This window comes from Virgibacillus dakarensis (genome assembly GCF_900155625.1).
Taxonomy (GTDB): domain Bacteria; phylum Bacillota; class Bacilli; order Bacillales; family Amphibacillaceae; genus Lentibacillus_C; species Lentibacillus_C populi.
Window position 1 is genome coordinate 1,363,041 of sequence record NZ_LT732553.1, and the last position, 20,945, is coordinate 1,383,985.

22 protein-coding genes are annotated in these 20,945 nt (G+C 40.0%); all 22 read right to left on the reverse strand.

The features are described from left to right. Positions 1–11: 11 nt before the first annotated feature. The 22 genes from CZ382_RS06835 to CZ382_RS06950 all read right to left on the reverse strand — a co-directional run bounded on the left by CZ382_RS06835 (position 12) and on the right by CZ382_RS06950 (position 20,876). Positions 12–587, reverse strand: coding sequence for a ReoY family proteolytic degradation factor (locus CZ382_RS06835; protein WP_088050452.1), 576 nt, complete (start codon positions 585–587; stop codon positions 12–14). A 23-nt stretch (positions 588–610) separates the two neighbouring features. Then, positions 611–1,873, reverse strand: coding sequence for a tetratricopeptide repeat protein (locus tag CZ382_RS06840; protein ID WP_088050453.1), 1,263 nt, complete (start codon positions 1,871–1,873; stop codon positions 611–613). Between the two features lie 893 nt (positions 1,874–2,766). Beyond that, positions 2,767–4,059 carry a 3-phosphoshikimate 1-carboxyvinyltransferase gene (gene aroA / locus CZ382_RS06850; protein ID WP_088050455.1) on the reverse strand — a complete coding sequence of 431 codons (1,293 nt, stop codon included), beginning with the start codon at positions 4,057–4,059 and terminating at the stop codon, positions 2,767–2,769. A 49-nt stretch (positions 4,060–4,108) separates the two neighbouring features. Continuing rightward, complete coding sequence (locus tag CZ382_RS06855) at positions 4,109–5,212, reverse strand: prephenate dehydrogenase (protein WP_088050456.1); 1,104 nt, start codon at positions 5,210–5,212, stop codon at positions 4,109–4,111. Positions 5,213–5,221: 9 nt separating this feature from the next. Then, positions 5,222–6,304: a histidinol-phosphate transaminase gene (gene hisC / locus CZ382_RS06860; RefSeq protein WP_088050457.1), complete on the reverse strand. Its 1,083-nt coding sequence runs from the start codon at positions 6,302–6,304 to the stop codon at positions 5,222–5,224. Further along, a complete protein-coding gene (gene aroH, locus CZ382_RS06865) occupies positions 6,294–6,683 on the reverse strand; it encodes a chorismate mutase (protein WP_088050458.1) in 390 nt (129 codons plus the stop codon). Before aroH ends, hisC begins: the two co-directional genes overlap by 11 nt. Continuing rightward, the gene (gene aroB / locus CZ382_RS06870; protein ID WP_088050459.1) at positions 6,680–7,756 is read right to left on the reverse strand and encodes a 3-dehydroquinate synthase; all 1,077 of its coding nucleotides are present in this window, start codon (positions 7,754–7,756) and stop codon (positions 6,680–6,682) included. The genes aroH and aroB overlap by 4 nt, the downstream gene beginning before the upstream one ends. Then, on the reverse strand, positions 7,756–8,922 hold the full coding sequence (gene aroC / locus CZ382_RS06875; protein ID WP_088050460.1) for a chorismate synthase: 1,167 nt from the start codon (positions 8,920–8,922) through the stop codon (positions 7,756–7,758). The genes aroB and aroC overlap by 1 nt, the downstream gene beginning before the upstream one ends. 222 nt (positions 8,923–9,144) lie before the next feature. Beyond that, complete coding sequence (locus tag CZ382_RS06880; RefSeq protein WP_088050461.1) at positions 9,145–9,918, reverse strand: CheR family methyltransferase; 774 nt, start codon at positions 9,916–9,918, stop codon at positions 9,145–9,147. Positions 9,919–10,030: 112 nt separating this feature from the next. After that, on the reverse strand, positions 10,031–10,477 hold the full coding sequence (ndk, locus tag CZ382_RS06885) for a nucleoside-diphosphate kinase (RefSeq protein ID WP_088050462.1): 447 nt from the start codon (positions 10,475–10,477) through the stop codon (positions 10,031–10,033). Positions 10,478–10,629: 152 nt separating this feature from the next. Beyond that, on the reverse strand, positions 10,630–11,601 hold the full coding sequence (hepT, locus tag CZ382_RS06890; RefSeq protein WP_088050463.1) for a heptaprenyl diphosphate synthase component II: 972 nt from the start codon (positions 11,599–11,601) through the stop codon (positions 10,630–10,632). Positions 11,602–11,625: 24 nt separating this feature from the next. Continuing rightward, positions 11,626–12,345: a demethylmenaquinone methyltransferase gene (locus tag CZ382_RS06895; RefSeq protein ID WP_123057243.1), complete on the reverse strand. Its 720-nt coding sequence runs from the start codon at positions 12,343–12,345 to the stop codon at positions 11,626–11,628. 3 nt (positions 12,346–12,348) lie between these two features. Continuing rightward, positions 12,349–13,146 (reverse strand): heptaprenyl diphosphate synthase component 1, encoded by a 798-nt coding sequence (locus CZ382_RS06900; protein ID WP_088050465.1) that lies wholly within the window; start codon positions 13,144–13,146, stop codon positions 12,349–12,351. Positions 13,147–13,355: 209 nt separating this feature from the next. Beyond that, complete coding sequence (gene mtrB, locus CZ382_RS06905; protein WP_088050466.1) at positions 13,356–13,574, reverse strand: trp RNA-binding attenuation protein MtrB; 219 nt, start codon at positions 13,572–13,574, stop codon at positions 13,356–13,358. A 196-nt stretch (positions 13,575–13,770) separates the two neighbouring features. Continuing rightward, positions 13,771–14,043, reverse strand: coding sequence for an HU family DNA-binding protein (locus CZ382_RS06910; RefSeq protein ID WP_088050467.1), 273 nt, complete (start codon positions 14,041–14,043; stop codon positions 13,771–13,773). Between the two features lie 372 nt (positions 14,044–14,415). After that, complete coding sequence (gene spoIVA, locus CZ382_RS06920; protein ID WP_088050469.1) at positions 14,416–15,894, reverse strand: stage IV sporulation protein A; 1,479 nt, start codon at positions 15,892–15,894, stop codon at positions 14,416–14,418. 274 nt (positions 15,895–16,168) lie between these two features. Then, positions 16,169–16,900, reverse strand: a complete 732-nt coding sequence (locus tag CZ382_RS06925; protein ID WP_088050470.1) for a hypothetical protein — start codon at positions 16,898–16,900, stop codon at positions 16,169–16,171. Between the two features lie 24 nt (positions 16,901–16,924). Further along, positions 16,925–17,119: a DUF2768 domain-containing protein gene (locus tag CZ382_RS06930; protein WP_088050471.1), complete on the reverse strand. Its 195-nt coding sequence runs from the start codon at positions 17,117–17,119 to the stop codon at positions 16,925–16,927. Between the two features lie 275 nt (positions 17,120–17,394). Continuing rightward, complete coding sequence (locus CZ382_RS06935; RefSeq protein ID WP_088050472.1) at positions 17,395–17,655, reverse strand: stage VI sporulation protein F; 261 nt, start codon at positions 17,653–17,655, stop codon at positions 17,395–17,397. A 111-nt stretch (positions 17,656–17,766) separates the two neighbouring features. Continuing rightward, entirely contained in the window at positions 17,767–18,801 is a 1,035-nt protein-coding gene (locus tag CZ382_RS06940; RefSeq protein ID WP_088050473.1) for an NAD(P)H-dependent glycerol-3-phosphate dehydrogenase, read from the reverse strand. 13 nt (positions 18,802–18,814) lie between these two features. After that, entirely contained in the window at positions 18,815–20,125 is a 1,311-nt protein-coding gene (gene der / locus CZ382_RS06945) for a ribosome biogenesis GTPase Der (protein ID WP_088050474.1), read from the reverse strand. A 124-nt stretch (positions 20,126–20,249) separates the two neighbouring features. Beyond that, positions 20,250–20,876 (reverse strand): YphA family membrane protein, encoded by a 627-nt coding sequence (locus CZ382_RS06950; RefSeq protein WP_088050475.1) that lies wholly within the window; start codon positions 20,874–20,876, stop codon positions 20,250–20,252. Positions 20,877–20,945 lie beyond the last annotated feature (69 nt).

A 20,945-nucleotide genomic window follows, 5' to 3' on the forward strand; every position in this document is an offset into this window, starting at 1 on the left:
AAAAAATCAACCTATTGCTTCAACAGCTTAGGTTGATTCTTATTAGCGGACTCCAAATTATGTAACTTTTGCACCAGTTCTGCGAATTTTTGCTGATCCTTCTCATCCAGAGCCTGGTCAATTTCCTTTTGGAGCATGCTTCGCCGGTAATCATAAACCGTTTTATCCAGCAGCTGTTTCGCTAGCTCCTGATCCTTTTTCGTAATAAAGTAGTCTTCCGGTACAAAAGGATTATCTTCTAAAACGGCAACATAAAGCGCATTTTGGTTGGAATTGCGAAAATTCAACTGAATAAATAAAGGTTCCTGTTGATTTAAGCGAATGTCATGAAATGATTTTTCCGCGTCGGTTGTGACTAATTGACTTTTGTAAAACCGGAATGGCACCTCGTTGGAGCAGTGGCTGCTCATAATGATTGCCCGCGGACAAAACCTGGCATCCCTTATAAAGTGAACATTTGTCAATATGTCGTCATGATTGATTAAATAATTAAGAATCCAAACACTTTCACGCTTTTTTAATTGATAATGATTTAAAAACCACTTAATAAAACTCTTTTTATCGTTTACGGAAACAGGAGTTTGCATTGTCTACCTCCTTTAATAGCCATTTATGAATCTGTTGCTTCGCTTAGGCGATTGTAAAATTCTTCAACCTCATAATCTTCTGGTTGCTGATGCAAATATGTTTGAAAAATTGGCAGTGCTTCTGCTACCCTCCCTTCTTCCGTTAAAAAGTAAGCAAACTCTTTTAAAAATTCACTGTCTTTATTAAGGCTATTATATGCTTCCCGGTAATGATTTAATGCATCTTTATACGATTCTGTTTGATTGTATGCTCTTGCCAATTCCCACTCGTATAATGGGTCTTCAGCACCAGTTTTTTTAATCTCTTCCAGCAGTTCAATAATTTTCGCATCATCATTTTTTGTTTTGAACATTTCAATGAGAAAAAGAACCGCTTCCTTGTAGTCCGGATCTAGCGCAATTGCTTGTTGAACCCATTTTTCACTTTCTTTGTCATCATTTAACTGATGGGCCAATGATCCTGCATAAAAGAACAGTTCCTTATTAAATTCGTTAGCCTGCAAGCCCTTTTTGGCCGTTTTATAAGCACTTTCGGGCATCCCCTCTTCTTCATAAACCTTGGCCAGCTGATAATATACAGTGTGGTAATATGGGTCAATCTCAATTACTTGCTCCCATGCTTTAATCGAAATGTCTTTTCTTCCAGCCTGGTATGCAGTAAGCCCATATTTAAATAATGTATCCGAATTCTCGTTATCGACATCCTGATAAATGGCCAGGGCTTCCTCATATTCTCCAATTCCGGCATAACATTCAGCTAAACGTTCAGGAATCGACACATTCGCCATTTCATTTGTTAGACCGATTACTTTTTCATAATACGTCATTGCTTTTTTATAATCTCCTGTTGAAAACAGTAATTCACCTAATGCGAAATTGATAATAGGCTCTGTCGGATTCAATTGCTTTGCGGATAGCAATTTCTGTTCCGCTACTTCAAATAAACCTTGGGCCTGATACAAATCTGCCAGTTGAATTAATGCTTCCAGGTAAGATTCGTCATCCTCCTGTATATCATTCAGCAGGTTAATGGCTGCTTCATCATTTTCGAGCTCGGTATAAATATCGGCAAGCATGACTTTAATTTCACTTTCCTTTGGGTATTGCTGTAATAACTCCTGCAAGATATTGCTCGCTTCCTGGAGAAACCCCCATTGGATAAAGAGTTCCGCAATAGTAAAACGTTCTTCCTCATCAGCCACTGGCAAATAATCTTCCAATAGGGCAATTGCTTCATTGCTTTTTTTATTTTCCATTAAATGAACGGCTTTCATTATCGTTTCCAAACTGGTACATCCTTTCCGGCAACAAACTGATTACAGTAAAAGAGGATGGTCAACCAAACGGTAAGTGTGCATTCCGAAGTTGACTCGCTTCCAAATTTAGCAGTTGTTTGAACACGCCTGTCACATAAATTTTATCATAGATTGAAAAAGAATCCACATAAGCGGATTCTTTCTTATAAGATAAGAAACCAACATGGCTCCGCATTCGCGCAGCCACCATCTATGATGAAAAAGAATTTCTAGCCTGGATAGGAGGTATATCACATTCATTTATTGCCAATACAGTTTAATAACAATACAACAAGGCCGAAAATACTCTGGTGGATCCTGAAAGGGGATACCCTGTATAAGAAACGGGTTGTGACAGTATAGAAGTACCATCTATTGTGACTAGAACACGTATACAAAAGTTTTTCAATAATACTACTGTCATTTGTATTGTTATATTGGTAATGTGGTCATCCTCCATTAACTATAATATAAAGGAGACCCTAACCAAAATTGCTAAATTTGTTCAAAGAAAGGACATAGTATTTTATCTTTAGATCACAAATAAAGCCCGTAGATAATTTAACCCCTTCAAAAAATTGAATGATGAAGGGTCTAGCTTTGTATTGGCTTTTCTCGATAAGTGTTTTCATACAAAAGTATATAAATTTAGGCTCTATTCTGCTCTCAGCAGAGTAGGCCACGTCCGGCTCCAGCGCCCAGCGACTAGTGGACTTCCCTCGCCTCCGTACGATAAGTCAACATCGGTTCGGATAAGGAGGAAGGCCGACTAAGTACGGGCTTTGCGCCCAACATCGGCATACCCCTTTTGCAGGGGCATGTTTCCTTTATCTCCTTCGGTTCAGTCCAGTCCATACGTCCCTAAACGGGCGCTTGCGCCTTTGTTAACGATGTAAAGCTTTTTCCAAATCGGTAAAAAAACCGGGGTAGGAAATCGCAATACTGGAATCGTCGTCCAAAATTACATGATCTGTTGCGATCAGCGAGGCGATCGCCGCCATCATGGCAATTCGATGGTCATGAAACGAGCGTACATTTCCTCCATGTAATGTTGTTTTACCATGAATGACCATACCATCCTTCGTTGCTTCGATATCAGCCCCGAGGAGGCTTAACACTTCCATAACAGCCGCAATCCGGTCTGTCTCCTTATACCGTAATTCCTCGGCATCACGGATAATGGTCGTTCCCTCAGCCTGTGTTGCCAATAAAGCAATAATCGGAATCTCGTCAATTAACCGCGGAATAAGGTCCCCTTCAATAATAATGCTATTTAATTTACTATAGGCAATGGTAACATCACCAATTGTTTCTCCACCAGTAATTTGTTCGTTACGAATTTCTACCGCTCCACCCATTCGCTGCAAAACATCCAATATGCCTGTCCGTGTTTCATTAAGCCCAACATTTTTTATTGTCAATTCACTTCCTGGTACAATCGAGGCTGCAGCAAAAAAGAAGGAAGCAGACGATATATCGCCAGGTACGTAAATATCGGTTGCTTGCAATTTCTGGTTGCCAGTGATGGAAATGACACCACCATGCTGCTTAACATCTGCCCCGAAAGCTTGCAGCATATTCTCCGTATGGTCTCTTGTCCTCGTTTGTTCGATAACTTCCGTTGTTCCTTCAGCTAACAGTCCTGCTAACAATACTGCTGATTTTACCTGCGCACTTTTAACAGGAAGTGTATAGCTTATTCCTTTCAGTCTTCCTCCTCTAATTGCTAACGGCAGGTAATTACCGTTTTCACGTCCGTCAAATACAGCCCCCATCTGTTTTGTCGGTATTAGTACCCGATCCATTGGCCTTTTTGTCAGTGAAGGGTCCCCATAAACAGTTGTAAAAAATGGTAATCCGGATAGGAGTCCAATCATGAGCCGGGCGGTTGTACCAGAGTTGCCAAAATATAACGGCTCAACCGGTTCGCTTAAGGAATCCAACCCTCTTCCACGGATGACAAGCGTTGTATCGGTTTTTTCGATTGTCACACCAAGCGCTTGAAATATCGCGACGGTCCTGAGACAGTCTTCACCATCGAGGAAATTACGGACGGTTGTCACTCCGCTTGAGATTGCTCCGAAAATTACTGAACGATGTGAAATCGATTTATCACCAGGCACTTCCACTACACCTGATAAAGGTTTGTGACTTGGTTCTAGTTCTTTGACACCCATTCATCCAACACTTCCTTCTTTTATCAATCGTAAATGTTCTGTCTTCCGTTTATTCATCAATGATGACATCATATCCCTTTTTCTGTAAAATGCGGCAGCCATCCAGACGGCCTGTTTCGGTTGGAAAACTAAGCCGTAAGACACCGGTCATACTATCTCTTATTTCTAATATCTCGATATTTTTGATGCTGATACTTTTTGCCGCAAGGGTTTGGACAACAGATGCAATGGCGCCAGACTGATCCGGAATATCAACATACAGATCATGAAAGGATGGAATGGCCCCTTTATCTTCCTTCCCAAGGCCATCCCGATATTCCTTTGCCTGCTGCAAATAGCTGACCATCTGCTTCGTTTCATTTTGTTCGAGCAGCAGTTTCAGTTCCGTCATTTCTGTTATCCATTCACCTAATAACTTGGACATTTTATTACGGTTATGATAAAAAATATCCTGCCACATTTCCGGATTACTGGATGCTATTCTAGTAATATCACGAAATCCTCCGGCAGCAAGCTTTGGAATAAACGTATGCGTGTGTTCCCATTTTTTCGCCTGGTGAACGAGTGATGACGCAATCAAATGCGGAAAGTGGGATATTACTCCAGTCATTTCATCATGTTCATTTGGATTCAACATAATAAAATTACTTTTTGTCGCTTTTAATAGATTTTTAAGCTTTTCGACATGGGTATTGGTACTATTCACCAGCGGGGTTAATACATATATGGCATTTTCAAACAAATGAACCTTGGCAGCCATAATCCCTTTTTTATGTGACCCTGCCATCGGGTGCCCGCCGATAAAAATGATCTTGTCATTCGTTAATTGTCTTGCAGCCATCATGATTGAGCTTTTCACTGAACAAACATCGGTCATAATAATTGGATGATCAAGCGAAACAGCGTCTATTTGCTGCATAATCGTTATTGTCTCGGAAATAGGCGTCCCCAGGATGACAACATCAACTTGTTTTACCGCATCGGTAATAGATGTACAAGCTTCATCGATTATTCCATTCATACAGGCAAATTCAATCGTTTTGTCATCTGTATCATAGCCAATGATATGACAATTATTCGATTGTGCAATTACTTTCGCCAGGGAACCGCCGATTAGCCCAAGCCCAATAACTAGTACTCTTTGTTTTGCCATTAAATCCCCTCAATGTAAAAATTCTTTTAGTATTGCTTGCAGCTCTTTCATATCCTGTTGATTACCAATCGTTATCCGGGCGGCATTCGGACAGCCTATCGCTTCACCGGGTCTGACGATAAACCCGCGTGTAAGCAAGTAATCAAACAGTTCATTTCCTGATACGGGAAGCTTGACTAACAAAAAATTTGTCTGCGAATCGTCATATGACAGGTCTTGCTCATCTAAAAATTGTTGAAATTCCTTTTTTATTATCCGGTTCTTTTCAGCCGTTTCCCTTATAAACTCCTGATCCCGAACGGCGAGCGTGGCAGCCTTTTGAGCAAGGGATGATGTATTAAATGGTCCCCTGACAATATTCAGCTTGGCTGTCAGACTTTCGTTTCCGATTCCATAGCCAACACGCAATCCCGCTAGTCCGTATGCTTTTGAAAATGTCCGCAGCACGAATAGATTCGGGTATTCATTTATACCGTCAATTGCATTATATTTAAGTTCGGGATCGACATATTCATAATAGGCTTCATCAAGAATAACAAGAACATCCCGCGGACAACGATCCATAAACATGTAAAAATCGTTTTTTGGAATTAAACTGCCGGTCGGATTGTTCGGCGAGCATAGCCATACAATCCTTGTTTGTTCATTGATTGCCTCAAGCATCTTAGCAAGATCATGATACCCATTTACGGTTGGAACTTCCTTCACATCTGCTCCTTCGACCAGTGAATGATGTTTATATTGCGGGAAGGTTGGTGTTGCCATCACGGTGTTTACACCAGGATACAAAAATGTCCGGCAGATAATCTGGATAAGTTCGTCTGATCCACTTCCGAAAACAAGCTGATCCTCATAGACAGCTAATGTTGCTGCCAATTTTTTTCGCAGCTCCGTGGCATGCCCATCCGGATAAAGTTCCAATTGACCGAGCATGTGGGGTAATTCCTTGTTTAGTTTATCGGAAAAACCGAATGGATTTTCATTCGAAGCTAATTTTACAATTTTTGTTAGTCCAAATTCAGCTTTGACCTCTTCCATTTGCTTTCCTTGTTTATACGGTGCCATTTCATTTAATATATGTTTACCGTTCATCCGTATCGTTACCTGCCTTTCGTATTAAGTCAGGCCTTAACTGTTTAGCCTCGTGATGAAAAACATGTTCGATGTTTTGCTGGTGAATGGTTGTGTTTGTCACCATCATCACTCTGATGCATCGGGCGAGACTGCCGGGAACATCAATTTCCTTCATACACATAACAGGAACATAAACAAAGCCTGGTATTTGCCTGAGTGATTTAGCTGGAAAGGCGGCATTTAAATCATTTGTTACAGATATAAAAACGTGTGAGATCGACTCAGCATCAATGTTGTTTCGATTGATCATTTCTTCGATCAGCTCTTTTGTATTTTCCAAAATTTCAAGTTCATCATTCTCTTGAACCGTTGTGGCTCCTCTTACTCCACGTATCATTCAATCACCAGCTCCCTTAAAAAAGTATCCAGCAATAATGCAAGATCCTGATCAGGGACCTCGACATCCTGTATCTGGCCGATTTGTTTTACCAATACCATATGAACCTTGTTATGGACTGATTTTTTATCCGATTTCATTTTTCTTAGCAATAGATCCGGATTCAGGCGCTTCAGTGTTAAGGGATAATGGTTTTGTTTGAGCCAATTATATAATTCATCATATGGCAGATTAATAGAAAATAACTTCTCGCTTACCCTTAATGCAAATAACATGCCAATTGCCACTGCTTCCCCGTGTGTCAGTTTGCCATACCCTAATTCGGCTTCTAACGCATGGCCCAATGTATGACCGAGGTTTAGGTGTTTTCTTATACCTGATTCTTTTTCATCTGCTTCGACAATTTCCGCTTTAATTACCATTCCACTTTGCAAATGGCTGACAAGCTGATCGTTCGTTAATGCAGAAAGGCTCGTTCCTAACAAATCATGAAAAAAGGATTCATCTTTAATTAATGCCTCTTTCATTAATTCGGCATAGCCTGAACGTACTTCACGGGCTGCCAGCGTCGTTAATGTTGCAGTATCATAAATAACTGCTTTTGGCGGATAAAAACTGCCAATCAAATTTTTCCCTAATTCATGATTGATTGCTACTTTCCCGCCAACACTACTATCATGGGCAAGAATCGTTGTCGGTATCTGGATATAATCCACCCCGCGCATAAAAGTAGCTGCAACAAAACCAGCAATATCACCAACAACGCCACCACCCAATGCAATAATCAAGGATTGTCTATCCAGTCCGTATGATAAGGCATCGGTAAGTAATTGGTAGTACGTATCTACACTTTTCGATTGTTCCCCATGCGGAATAATCGAATGAGCAACTTGCTGATCTTGTGAGAAATTTTGCAAGCAATCATCCAAATATAACTTGGCAACCACATCATCGGTAATGATGAAATATGACGAATAATTTTTCGGTAGCAATTCGGTAATAGAAAAGCGAATATCTTCTCCTGTATAGATAAAATAAGGATGTGTACTTGTTTGCACAAAAAGTTTTTCCACTAGAAACACCTTATTTCTTCACGATAATCCGCCACAGCCTTTTGCAGTTTGGAAAATTGATCGTTTGGAAATTGCTCTAAAAGGGTTCGAGCCAACTCAAAGGCTACAACATGCTCCATTACGACCGATGCAGCTGGTACGGCACAGGAATCCGACCGCTCAATACTTGCATGAAACGGTTCTTTTGTCTCAATATCAACGCTTTGTAACGGCTTATACAATGTCGGAATTGGCTTCATTACTCCTCTGACGACAATCGGCATTCCTGTCGTCATACCTCCTTCAAAACCACCAAGGCGATTCGTTTTACGATAATAGCCACCTTGTTCATTCCAGGCAATTTCATCATGTACCTCGCTCCCGTTTTTTCGGGCAGCTTCAAACCCGATCCCAAACTCGACCCCTTTAAAGGCGTTTATACTTGCCACACTTCCAGCAATTCTACCATCAAGCTTACGATCATAATGAACATATGATCCGACACCGGCAGGCATTCCCTCCACGTAGACCTCACAAACCCCGCCAATAGAATCGCCATCCTTTTTGGCCTGGTCAATTGCCTCCATCATTTGCTTCTCCACCGTTTTGTCAAGTGTACGTACAGGTGAAGCTTCCTGCATGTCAAATCGTTCTTTCATAGTTAGGGAAGGATTATCCTTGGCTCTGATCCCAGCTATTTCCTTCACATAGCCAACGACCTCAATCCCGAGCTGTTTTAATAGTGTTTTGGCAACGGCTCCTGCAGCAACACGTGCAGCCGTTTCTCTGGCTGACGAGCGCTCCAGGACATTGCGCATATCCCTGTGTCCATATTTCAATGCCCCATTCAGATCAGCATGGCCTGGTCGTGGCCTTGATACAGCACGTCTGATTTTTTGATCATCTGCAATCGGGTCATCCCCCATTATGTCTGTCCAGTGTTTAAAATCATCATTATGTATTACTAAAGCTATCGGCGAACCTAACGTATACCCATGACGGACACCACTTGTAATGTCTGCCAGATCCTTTTCAATTTGCATACGTTTACCACGGCCATGTCCTTTTTGTCTGCGCAGCAAGGAAGCATTAATATCCTCTTTTACTAATGGCATGTTGGAAGGAATACCTTCGATGATTGTCGTTAATTGTTTTCCATGTGATTCTCCTGCAGTTAAGTAGCGCACGTAACATCCTCCATCCAAGCAATTTTGTATTACTATACCATATCACATCCCTAATGTGACATTATTTTAATGAAAAATTTTTAAAGTGAAGTAAATAATAATTTCTAATTATAAGACTAATTTTTTATTTATGCAACGTTTTTCGTATTAAATATAACTTCAACATTAAGCCTCGTAAATCTCATAAAAAATACTCTTGATATGACTGCAAGAGTATTCGTATTATACCTTTTGATAAAAAAATGTCTCCATTAACGTTAAACCGTATTTCTGCGGGCTAAAAATTTGTTCCGTACTGCCAACGAACAGCACCCCTTTTTCAACTAACGCATCACTGAATTTACGATAGACGATCTCCTTTGCCTGATCAGTAAAATAAATTAAAACGTTTCGACAGACGATCAGATCCATATTTTGCGGGTAACGATCCGCTAGCAAATTATGTTTTTTAAATGTCACATATCGTTTCAATTGTTTATCAATAGAATATAATCCATGACTCTCTTTAAAATATTTTTTCTTTAAATTGCCTGGCAAATCCTTTAATGCCTGCTCTGTGTATACGCCTTGTTCCGCCTTTTCCAGTACCAATTCATCGATATCTGTTGCAAAGATTTGCACATGCAGATCCGGGAAATGTTCGCTAGCCATTAAAGCAATACTATATGGTTCTTCGCCTGTTGAACAAGCTGCACTCCAGATGGATAATGTTTGCTTTTCTTTTCGAAACACCGGAATAATCTTTTTCTGAAGAATATCCCACCGCTTCGGATTTCGATAAAATTCGGAAACATTAATCGTTAATCGGTCAACAAATTCCTGCAATAACTGTTCATCCTTATTAAGTGCTTGTAAATACTGTTTAAAGTCTTGATAACCGCGTTTGTTTCGGAGTGATGTAAGGCGTCGTTTCATTTGTGTTTCCTTGTATAGTGCTATATCAATCCCAAGCTTTTGCTTCATCTGCGAAACAAAGTACAGGTATTCCTCATCCATTTATACTTTACTCCTTTTATAGTGCGTGTTCAAAAAGTCGCCGCTTATCATTTGGTGACTTTTTGAACATCCTCTTATAGGAAAACCCCCGTCCATGACGGAGGTTTTTGACTTAGTATACCCAAGCGCTATCCTGTTTTGAATAGGATAAAACATCACTTTCGTTAAAAAACAGGCCAATTTCCCGTTCAGCACTTTCTGGTGAATCTGATCCGTGGATAACATTTTTGCCAACCGTAACACCAAAGTCACCGCGAATGGTTCCTGGTGCAGCTTCTGAAGGATTTGTTTTACCCATCATTTCGCGTGCTGTCGCAATAACATTTTCTCCTTCCCAAACCATTGCAAAAACAGGACCGGAAGTTATAAAACTTACCAATTCACCAAAGAAAGGGCGTTCCTTGTGTTCGCCATAATGATTTTCAGCTAAATCATTTGAAATGTTCATTAACTTGGCACCAGCCAGCTGAAATCCCTTTTGTTCAAATCGTTTCACAATCTCCCCGATTAGATTACGTTGAACACCATCCGGTTTTACCATTAAAAATGTTTTCTCCATTTTTCCACCTCTTCAAGTATGTATAGTTAATTCAGCCCGTAAATAATGCGTGGGCAAAAAGCTGCCAACTATAGCGTCAGATGCTTGGCATTTGGTAACTTTTTGGACAGCCTCTAAAATAGTAACAAATTCCGGCAAAAATGACAACGTTATCAGGAACGCCTTTTCCCGATATATTTTGCAATATCCTTTAACATATGCTTTGCTTTATTGTTCGGCAGCTGTTCAACAATTTTTAATGCCTTTTCCAAATAATGATCACTTAGCTCATAGGAACACTGAATGGCGTCCGTTTCCTTCAATTTAGCCAATAAGTCATGCATATGTGTTTCTGAAAGTATATCCGGATTGCTAAAGGCATTTTTCAATAATCTGCAGAATTCCCTGTCTTTCATGGCAAGCAGTACGGGCAAGGTAATGTTACCCTGTAATAAATCATTCCCGACTGGCTTGCCAAGTTCTGAAGCTGATGCCGTAAAGTCAAATATATCGTCAATTATTTGATAAGACATGCCAATGTAATAGCCGTACTTATACAATTTATCCGCAAGTGCTTCTGGTACATCCGCAGCGATTGCTCCTAATTTGCAGCTTGTTGCGATCAATAATGCTGTTTTTCGTTTAATTCTGCGCAAGTAATCCCGCAGGTGCTGATTCCAATCATATTTGTCCTTAATTTGTTCAATTTCCCCGATGCACACTTCGACAATTGTCTTTGATAAAACATGATGTGCTTTTGGTTTTCTTAACATCGTAATACTTTCTAATGACCTTGCCAATATGTAATCACCGGCATACATGGCAACACGATTATCGTACAGTTGTCTGATTGTTGGCTTGCCTCTCCGTAATTCTGCATCATCGATAACATCATCATGGACAAGTGTTGCCATATGAATTAATTCCAGTGAAACAGCAACTATCTTCATCCGCTCGAGATCATAGTTACCAAACTGACCGGATAGCAGGACAAATACAGGGCGAATTCTTTTACCGCCAGCCTTGAGCAATTGTGTAGCTGCATTTCTTAAAACGGGATGTTCAGCCTGAATAACGTTGCTCAACGCTACTTCAATACAATCCAAATCTTTTTTTAAATATCCGTAAGTTTTAGCTATTTTCATGCATGTCACCTTTAATGTTTCGTACTATTGTTTTGTCGCCTGTTTATACCCCATATGCATAGCTGCTACACCGCCAGTATAGCTTTTTACCTGGACATGGGAAAACCCTGCATGTTCAAACATCTGCTTCAGCTGTTTTTTTCCGGGAAAGCCTTTAGCGGATTCGTGAAGCCATGCGTATTCCTTATAGCTCCTCGCAAAAAGCCTGCCAAAGAATGGCATGATAAAACGGAAATAAAAATAATAGGCCTGTCTGAAGCCAAACATCGTTGGCTGCGATGTTTCCAGGCATACGACTTTACCATGCGGCTTAACCACACGGTACATTTCCTTTAAAACAGTCATATAATCAGGAACGTTACGTAATCCAAACCCAATTGTTACATAATCAAAGGAATTATCTTCAAAAGGTAAATCCATTGCATTTCCGTGCACAAAGCTAAGCTGTTTCATCGGGAATGTATGCTTCTGCTTTTCCCTAGCAACTGTGAGCATGTTTTCACTAAAGTCAAGCCCGATAACACTACCCTCCTGTCCAACCTTTTTCGCAAGCGAAATTGACCAGTCACCAGTTCCACAGCAAACATCAAGTGCATGCGCTCCCCTGTTAACTTCCATTTGATTCATGACATCCTTTCGCCACGCCTTATGCCTTTGAAAGGAAATGATAGAATTCATGGTATCGTAATTGTTAGATATTTTTTCAAAAACGTGATGAACGCGTGCTTCTTTCGACTGTTGCATCATTTACCCTTCTTCCACATGTATTGTGTCCATAGTGGGATCCCCATTAATCCTGTTTATGATATGCATTTTTAAATCACGATAATAATCCGGAAGCTCCATGGCAGATTTTTCTATTGTTCCTAATAATTTATTTATTATTGAATCAACGTTTTTTATAAGTGCTGCATAACCTTCTGAATCGTTTTGATGAGACCAGATATCCAATAACGGGGAATAGCCCTTAACATAAAATTGCTGTTTTTCATGGATTAACCTGTTTACTAACAGCCATTCCTCTATCAAATTTTTTACAGCAACCTCCTTTACGAACTTCGCTGTATGTACAAATAATAATGATTCTACTTTCCGGACTATTTGCAGAAAAACTTCCAGGGATTCTGCTTCCAGGTAATATAGTTTCATTTTATATTCATTAATTTCTTTGATTGCGGATGCAAGTACATGAATCATGTCAAAGTCACCAGCCTCCGCAAGCAGTGCATAATAGAGACCGCTATAGTAGTCACCGGCCAAAACGGTTAATTGTTTTTCTTGTTTTTGTTGTTTTCCCTCATCAGAGTTCGATGTTTTTACTACTAAATCATGGGTATCCAGTGCAATCTGAACGAGCATGGTGGTAATAATATAATCCCTTTTTTTGGATTCGGTTAGTGTGGTATGGTTCATGACCGATAATAGAACAAATAGCTTCTCTTCATCAATAATGGGCTTTTTAATGTATTTGTCTAGATATGTATGTTGAATTTTATCCTTAATCAATTCTTTTATATGTGCAAATTCCATACCTGTTGTGTTCAAATGTCATCACCTAAGCCCTTTCTCCATGATTCCCCGAGTCTATCTCCTGCATCTATTGAACTTTCCATCAGACATTATAGCATAATTCCCAGGCAATTCATAAGGTGAAACTTCATCAGTAAAAGTTTTCCTTCCTTTTTTCGAATATTAGGCTGATGGCGGGATCGTTATCGACTACAATTGGTGAAAAGTTGCGGAACAACGAATTGCTACTTGTTGTCAAGTTGACCATGACTTGTTTGGATGATAGCCTTGCCGCGAATCTTGACAGCCGATGTATGCTCCGTAAATTGTGCAATCATAACCTCATCTTTGTCAAGCTTTTCTGCATGATGAAACCGTGTGTCCGACCCTCTTGTCAATCCGATTACGTTAACGCCATCTTCCAATGCCTTTATAACAAAAAAATCAGTTTTTGCATTATCCATACAAACCCTCCCTATTCCTTCTACATCATACAATACTATACTGGAAGAATACAAAGAAGTAAAACCGCAGGAAGGCGCTCCGAGGCTAACCAGGATGATGTATGCTCCGTTATCATTTTATACATTATTATAATTCACGCGAAAATAGAAAAAGAGTGCGCTTGAACGCACTCTTTTTCCGCCCTATGTAGTTCGATTATTTTACTGTATCTTTTAGGGCTTTTCCCGGTTTAAATGCAGGAACTTTACTTGCTGGAATTTCGATTTCCTCACCAGTTTGCGGATTACGGCCTTTACGGGCTGAACGCTCCCGTACTTCAAAGTTCCCGAATCCAATCAACTGTACTTTTTCACCTTTTTTAAGTGAATCCATGACAGATTCAAAAACTGCGTCAACAGCTTTTGTAGCATCCTTCTTCGATAGTTCGCTTTTTTCAGCAACCGCATTGACTAAGTCTGTTTTATTCATGACATTCACCTCCTCCCAAAGTTTCAATCGACATTGGTACAAATAAATAATTCTTGTTTCATTTGTTAACCAATTTGCCTTCTTTTATACTCTAATGTCATCTTTTTCATGATGACAAAGCTTATAATAACTGAGTTTGCAACAAAATTCAACATTAAAACCGCATTTTTTGGCCAATACCAGGATTTTGTCGCAATTATTTCAGCTTTTTACCAATTTATAGTGATCCCTCCTTATCCAACTGGATTTCGTTCTATTATATCTATACGACGTAAATTCAGTATTTCCTGCTGTTTTATAAAAAAAGATTTTAAAAATGTGGTTCTTAAGTACGTGTTTAAAAACCAAAAAAAAATAGCAGCTCTATTGCTGCTATAAAATGATTGCGATTAATCCTCCTGAACCTTCATTAATAATCCGTTCTAGTGTGTCTTTTAATTTATATCGGGCATTTTCCGGCATCATGGCGATTTTGGCCTGGATGCCTTCTCGTACAATTGAACTGAGCGAGCGGCCGAAGATGTCCGATTCCCAGATGGATAACGGATCCTCTTCAAAGTCCTGCATCAAATATCTTACAAGTTCCTCACTTTGTTTTTCGGTTCCAATGATCGGGGAGAACTCTGATTCTACCTCGACCTTAATCATGTGTATGGAAGGCGCAACTGCCTTTAGCCGAACACCAAACCTGGATCCTTGACGGATAATTTCGGGTTCATCCAGCACCATATCTTCCAGGCTCGGTGCGGCAATCCCGTATCCGGTCTGCTTCACCATTTGCAGTGCTCCCGAGACTTGATCATATTCACGTTTTGCATGTGCGAAGTCCTGCATTAATTCGAGCAAGTGATCCTTCCCGCGGATTTCCTCGCCAACAATTTCTTTTAAGATCTGATCATATAAATGGTCAGGCGCATGCAAGTCTATTTCGGCAACGCCATCGCCCATTTCCATTCCAGCAATATTTGCCCGGTCAATATAGTCGTAATCTGTAAAGTGTCCTACTATGTTATCAACGTCTCTTAATCGTTTAATGTCCTTGACTGTTGTTTGGATTGCATCCTGGTAATTCTCTCTGAGCCAATGATTTTCTCTTAATACCATAACCCAGCTAGGAAGATTTACATTGACCTCCAATACCGGGAATTCATATAAGGCTTCACGTAATACGTTATGAACATCATGCTCCGTCATCGATTCAATACTCATTGCCAGTACTGGAATATCATACTTCTCCGCCAGTTCCTGACGCAGCAGCTCCGTCTCCTGACTGGATGGCCTGACCGAGTTCACAACCATGATGAACGGTTTTCCTACTTCTTTTAATTCATCTACTACCTTTGCCTCAGCGTTCACATAATCACTGCGAGGGATTTCACCAATTGTTCCATCTGTGGTAACGACAACGCCTATCGTAGAATGTTCCTGAATTACTTTTCTAGTTCCTATTTCGGCAGCATCATGGAATGGGATTGGCTCCTCATACCATGGAGTGTGAATCATTCGCGGCCCATTTTCATCTTCAAACCCTTTCGCCCCTTCGACTGCATATCCTACACAATCTACCAGTCTAACGTTTACGTCCAGTCCTTCGTCAACATGAACAGACACAGCCTTATTTGGTACAAATTTGGGCTCAGTCGTCATGATGGTTTTCCCGGCAGCACTTTGCGGCAATTCATCGAGCGCCCGGCTGCGGTCACTTTCATCTTCAATATCCGGCAAAACAACCAGTTCCATAAACTTTTTAATAAAGGTTGATTTGCCTGTTCGAACTGCTCCAACGATGCCTAAGTAAATATCTCCATTCGTCCGTTTCGAAATATCTTTAAAAATATCAACTCTTTCCAAACGATCCCCTCCCGATCTCCATTACCATTTACTAATGAACAAACTACGAATAATTGACATTACAAGTCTATGATGTTGTCCTATCAAAATATGACTTAAAAGTGTGTAAAAGCGTAAAATAATATTACGTCCACACGCTTGGATTGTTTTGTAATAAGAAAGGACCGAGATCATGGAGTTTTGAAACACACCTCATCGTGATTCATTCAGCAATAATAAACGGTAACAAATAAATTCCCTTGCAACAATATATGTTACAAGGGAATATATATGCTTATTTATTAACATGTAAAAAAACAGGCTCTCCGTCATGTACTGTATATGGAAGGGAGTATACAGGTACGAACGGCGTGTTTTCCGCCAATAGATACCGGATATCGTCTCCTTCCTTATAATCATGTTTACCCTCGGTTAAGGCTTCATATAAATCCATCCGGTAATCAACATATATTTTTCCTTCTGTATCCATGATAATCGGCAGGTTTTTTTGCGAGTACGGGCTTTCAACAACTGGCTCACTGTCAAAACCTAACTTTTTATAGTTCAATTTATATATCCCATTCGCAATTTGATCCCCGTATGGAGGATATAAATGTTCATTACGGTAAATGTCCAATTGTACACTTACCTTCCGGATGGTTTCAGTTATGCGTAAATCGATCAATTTGACCCGGGGATTATCCTCTGGTGTTATTAGTGTGTATTGGTAAACACCGCCATTTTCATATGCATTCCCAGGTATTTCGGTTAAAAGATGCTTTTCCTTCAAAGCAGTGAAATCAACCAGATATTTTTGAAAAATCGGTGTGTCCTGCTCTTTTGTTTTGATTGGAACTAAACCGTTTGTTTTTTCACGATATTCATTTACAGATTTTTGGACTAATTCCAACTGATCTTCATTTGGCACCTGGTTTTTTGCAAGCTCGTTATCCGGGTATAAACAGCCACTTAAAAAAAGGCTTACCGCGAACAAAACACCAAATGCACGTATATATGTATACTTCATTGACATATCCTCCTAAGCCCTCTATCAGGTCGGCCCGCTAAAGACAATATAAAATATAATAATACTACCTAAAATGAAACAAAGATAGGCTAATACCGATACGACTCCAGCAAAAAAGCCTCTTAGCTTGTACCTGCTTAAAAGGATCAGACCGATTGCCATGAAAAGCAGGATGATACCAGCAAAGGATATCCACATTTTTATCAAGCCTACTGACATGTACTCACTCCTAAAATGCAAAACGCTTTTTATATCCTGACAACGTATTATACCATAGAGTCACTATCCATAGCACGAAAAGACCTTTAATACAATTAACGCATTAAAGGTTCTCCACAAATATGGATTGATTTTAAAAGATTCCTGAGATGAAGGGGGCTGACTTCATCTCAGATTGACTAAATAATACCCACAACACCTCTATCCATGAATGCTTGTGCGATTTATTTTATGCAAGTTTTTCTGTCTTTGTATCCTCACTTGCCCAGTTCACGTTATTTTTTGAATAATTGATTTAACGATTGCATATCTGCTGGCATTTTATTCTTTGTAATGGATTGTACAATTTTATTTTCTTTTTCTTTTGACAATGGTTTATTCGCCATTTTCGCCAACCTTCGCACCAGATTTCTGACTGTTTTTTCATCCGAAAAATCTGCATTTTTTACCGAATCAGCTACCTTATATACTTCGTTTGGATCAATATTTGCTTTTTGGTTTATTTTATCGAATAGATTCTTTTGAAAATTGCTCACTTGCTCGCCTCCTTGCAATGTTAATTCATCATATTATATGCAAAGAGGCGGTGAAAGTGAGTGTGCAAAAGACCCGTAAACATTACAAAGAGGATGTTCAAAAACGGATTATTAAGCATATCGATTACTCAGCAATACGGCGAGATCATCCATTTCCTCCCGTTTAGTCCGGTTCATTAATTGGTCAACAACATCTTTTGGTTTTGCTTCTTCAAACAATATTTTATAAATACCATTCGTTATCGGCATTTCAATCTCCTGTTTGGCGGCAAATTGGTGTGCTGCCCTTGTCGTTCTGACACCTTCAACAACCATACCCATTTGATCCAGCACTTGATCAAGCTTATTTCCCTTGCCTAACAGATTCCCGGCACGCCAATTTCTGCTGTGGACACTTGTACAGGTTACGATCAAGTCACCTACGCCCGGTAATCCCAAGAAGGTAAGTGGGTTAGCCCCGAGTGATGTCCCAAGCCGGGCAATTTCCGCCAAACCTCTGGTTATCAGCGCTGCCTTGGCGTTATCGCCATATCCTAGCCCATCAGAAATTCCCGCACCAAGCGCGATGATATTTTTTAGTGCGCCGCCAAGTTCAACGCCGATAACATCTGGACTGGTATATACGCGGAAGAACTCGTTAATAAATAAATCCTGGGTAATTTTGGCATTTTTCTCATTTAATGATGAAACGGTCACCGTTGTGGGCTGCCGCTTACCGACCTCTTCCGCATGACTTGGACCGGATAGTACAACGATATCTTCATACGCATATTTTTCCATTTCTTCAGCAATCATTTCCGATACCCGCTTTAACGATTCAGGCTCAATCCCTTTAGACGCATGAATCAGTGTTATTTTCTCCTCAAGAATGGTGTCCAGCCTAGCACATACGTCACGTATTGCTTTTGTTGGAACAACCAGGACAATTGCTGAAACACCCTGAATTGCCTTCGCTAAATCATCATATGCGTTAATCTTTTCCGGGATCATAATTTCCAGATATTTTTCATTTTTATGGGTACTATTGATTGCCTCAGCCTGTTCTTTGCGGTGGGTCCACAATCGCACATCGTGCCCGTTATCCGCCAGTACAATACTTAATGCAGTTCCCCAGCTGCCAGCACCTAATACTGCGACTTTTGCCAAAATAACTCTCCTCCTATTGCCTTTTCCTAGCAAAAATTTTTATCGGTGTACCAACAAAGCCAAATGCATCTCTAATTTTATTTTCCAAAAAACGTTTGTACGAAAAATGCATTAATTCCGGATCATTAACAAAAACGACAAAACTGGGTGGTTTAGCTGCTACCTGAGTTGTGTAAAGGATCTTCAGCCGCCGTCCTTTAATGGTTGGCGTCGGGTTCATTGCCAGTGCGTCCATGATCACATCATTTAACACATTTGTTGGTACTCGTTTCGCATGATTTTCGCTTGCCAAATCAATTGCAGGCAGCAATGTGTGTAAACGCTTTTTCGTTTTTGCCGAGAGAAATACGATGGGAGCATAATCCAGAAATTGAAAATGGGCTCTAATCTTCGTTTCAAATTCCTTCATTGCTTTTTCGTTTGCCACCACAGTATCCCATTTGTTAACAACGATTACAATAGCTCGACCTGCATCATGGGCATAGCCGGCAATTTTTTTGTCCTGCTCACGAATACCTGTTTCTGCATCAATTAGTACTAAAACAACATCAGACCGTTCGATAGCTTTTAACGCCCTTAGTACACTATATTTCTCAGTCGTTTCATAGACCTTTCCGCGTTTCCGCATCCCTGCAGTATCAATAATGACATAATCCTGCTTGTCTTTACGTAATTTTGTATCGATTGCATCTCGTGTCGTTCCTTCGATTTCACTTACTATGACACGTTCTTCGTTCAAAATGGCGTTAACTAATGAGGATTTTCCGACGTTTGGCCTGCCGATTAAGCTGAAATAAATCGTGTCTTCTTCCGCTTCAGCTGATTCTTGTTCCGGAAATAGATCGACAACCGCATCCAATAAGTCGCCCAGTCCAAGTCCATGTGTACCAGAAATAGGGTATGGCTCCCCAAACCCCAGGGAATAAAACTCGTAAATCTTCTCCCGCATTTCCGGATTGTCAATTTTGTTTACAGCAAGTACGACCGGTTTATTGGACTTAAATAATAGCTTGGCTACCTCTTCATCGGCAGCAGTTATCCCTTCCCGCCCATTAACTAAAAAAATGATCACGTCTGCCTCATCAATGGCAACCTCAGCCTGCTGACGCATTTTTACCAGCAGCGGTTCATCACCAATCTCAATTCCGCCAGTGTCAATGATATTAAATGTTGATGTCAACCATTCTCCTTCAGCATAGATTCGATCCCTTGTAATACCTGGGATATCTTCTACTATCGATATTCTTTCACCAACTAAACGGTTGAAAATAGTTGATTTTCCAACATTTGGCCTTCCTACAATTGCAACTACAGATTTCCTCATGAAAGGAACATCCTTTCTACACTTTCTTCTGCGGCAGGTAATTTCCGGTTAGCTGCTGCAGCTTTTTTAATTCTAGCAAAAGAAGCTGATTATAACAATATTTTTCCGTATCTGTACAATCACGTTACCCATTCATTGTTTTGCGTGTTTTGCTTTTAACAGGCTGTAATGGTTGCCCAATGTTTTGGGAAAACGTATATATTGCCAGTTTTCCCTTATGCAGTATTTCGAGAATCGTTTGCAGCATAATGAATGTTAAAATCATATCGAAAAACGCCTTATCCCCGATGACCTCCTGTATCGTATAGCTTGTCAAAATAAAGCTATGGTATATCTCTCCGCATGTGATACCAATTAACCCAATTGCCAATCTTTTTTCAAATTGTTTTGTCAAGATCGTAATGATGATAGTAAGGGTAAGCGGAATTAGGATAACCCGGGGCAAAAACATCCATATTGGCGTAATTTGCTCCCAAAATAAAATAGCTGTATAGCCTAAACAGATCGTAAACGAAGAAAACAGCAAATAAAACGATTGAGCAACCGAATGAAAAAATAATAATCCAGCCAAAAGGACGATAAACGAGAGCAAAACATGATAGTCGCCGATTTTCAACGTAGTATTGGAACAGTTGATTAATAACAGGATGATACAAGCAAAATAGGTTCTTTTTGTTCCCTTTTTCATAAAAAATGTAACGATTATCCACAACATCCAAGCAAACCATAAAAACAACAACCCATTAGTCAATTAAACTCACCACCATTAGCATTATAGCTAATGGAAAGCTATCCTAAACAAAGAAGTTCCTCCATTATT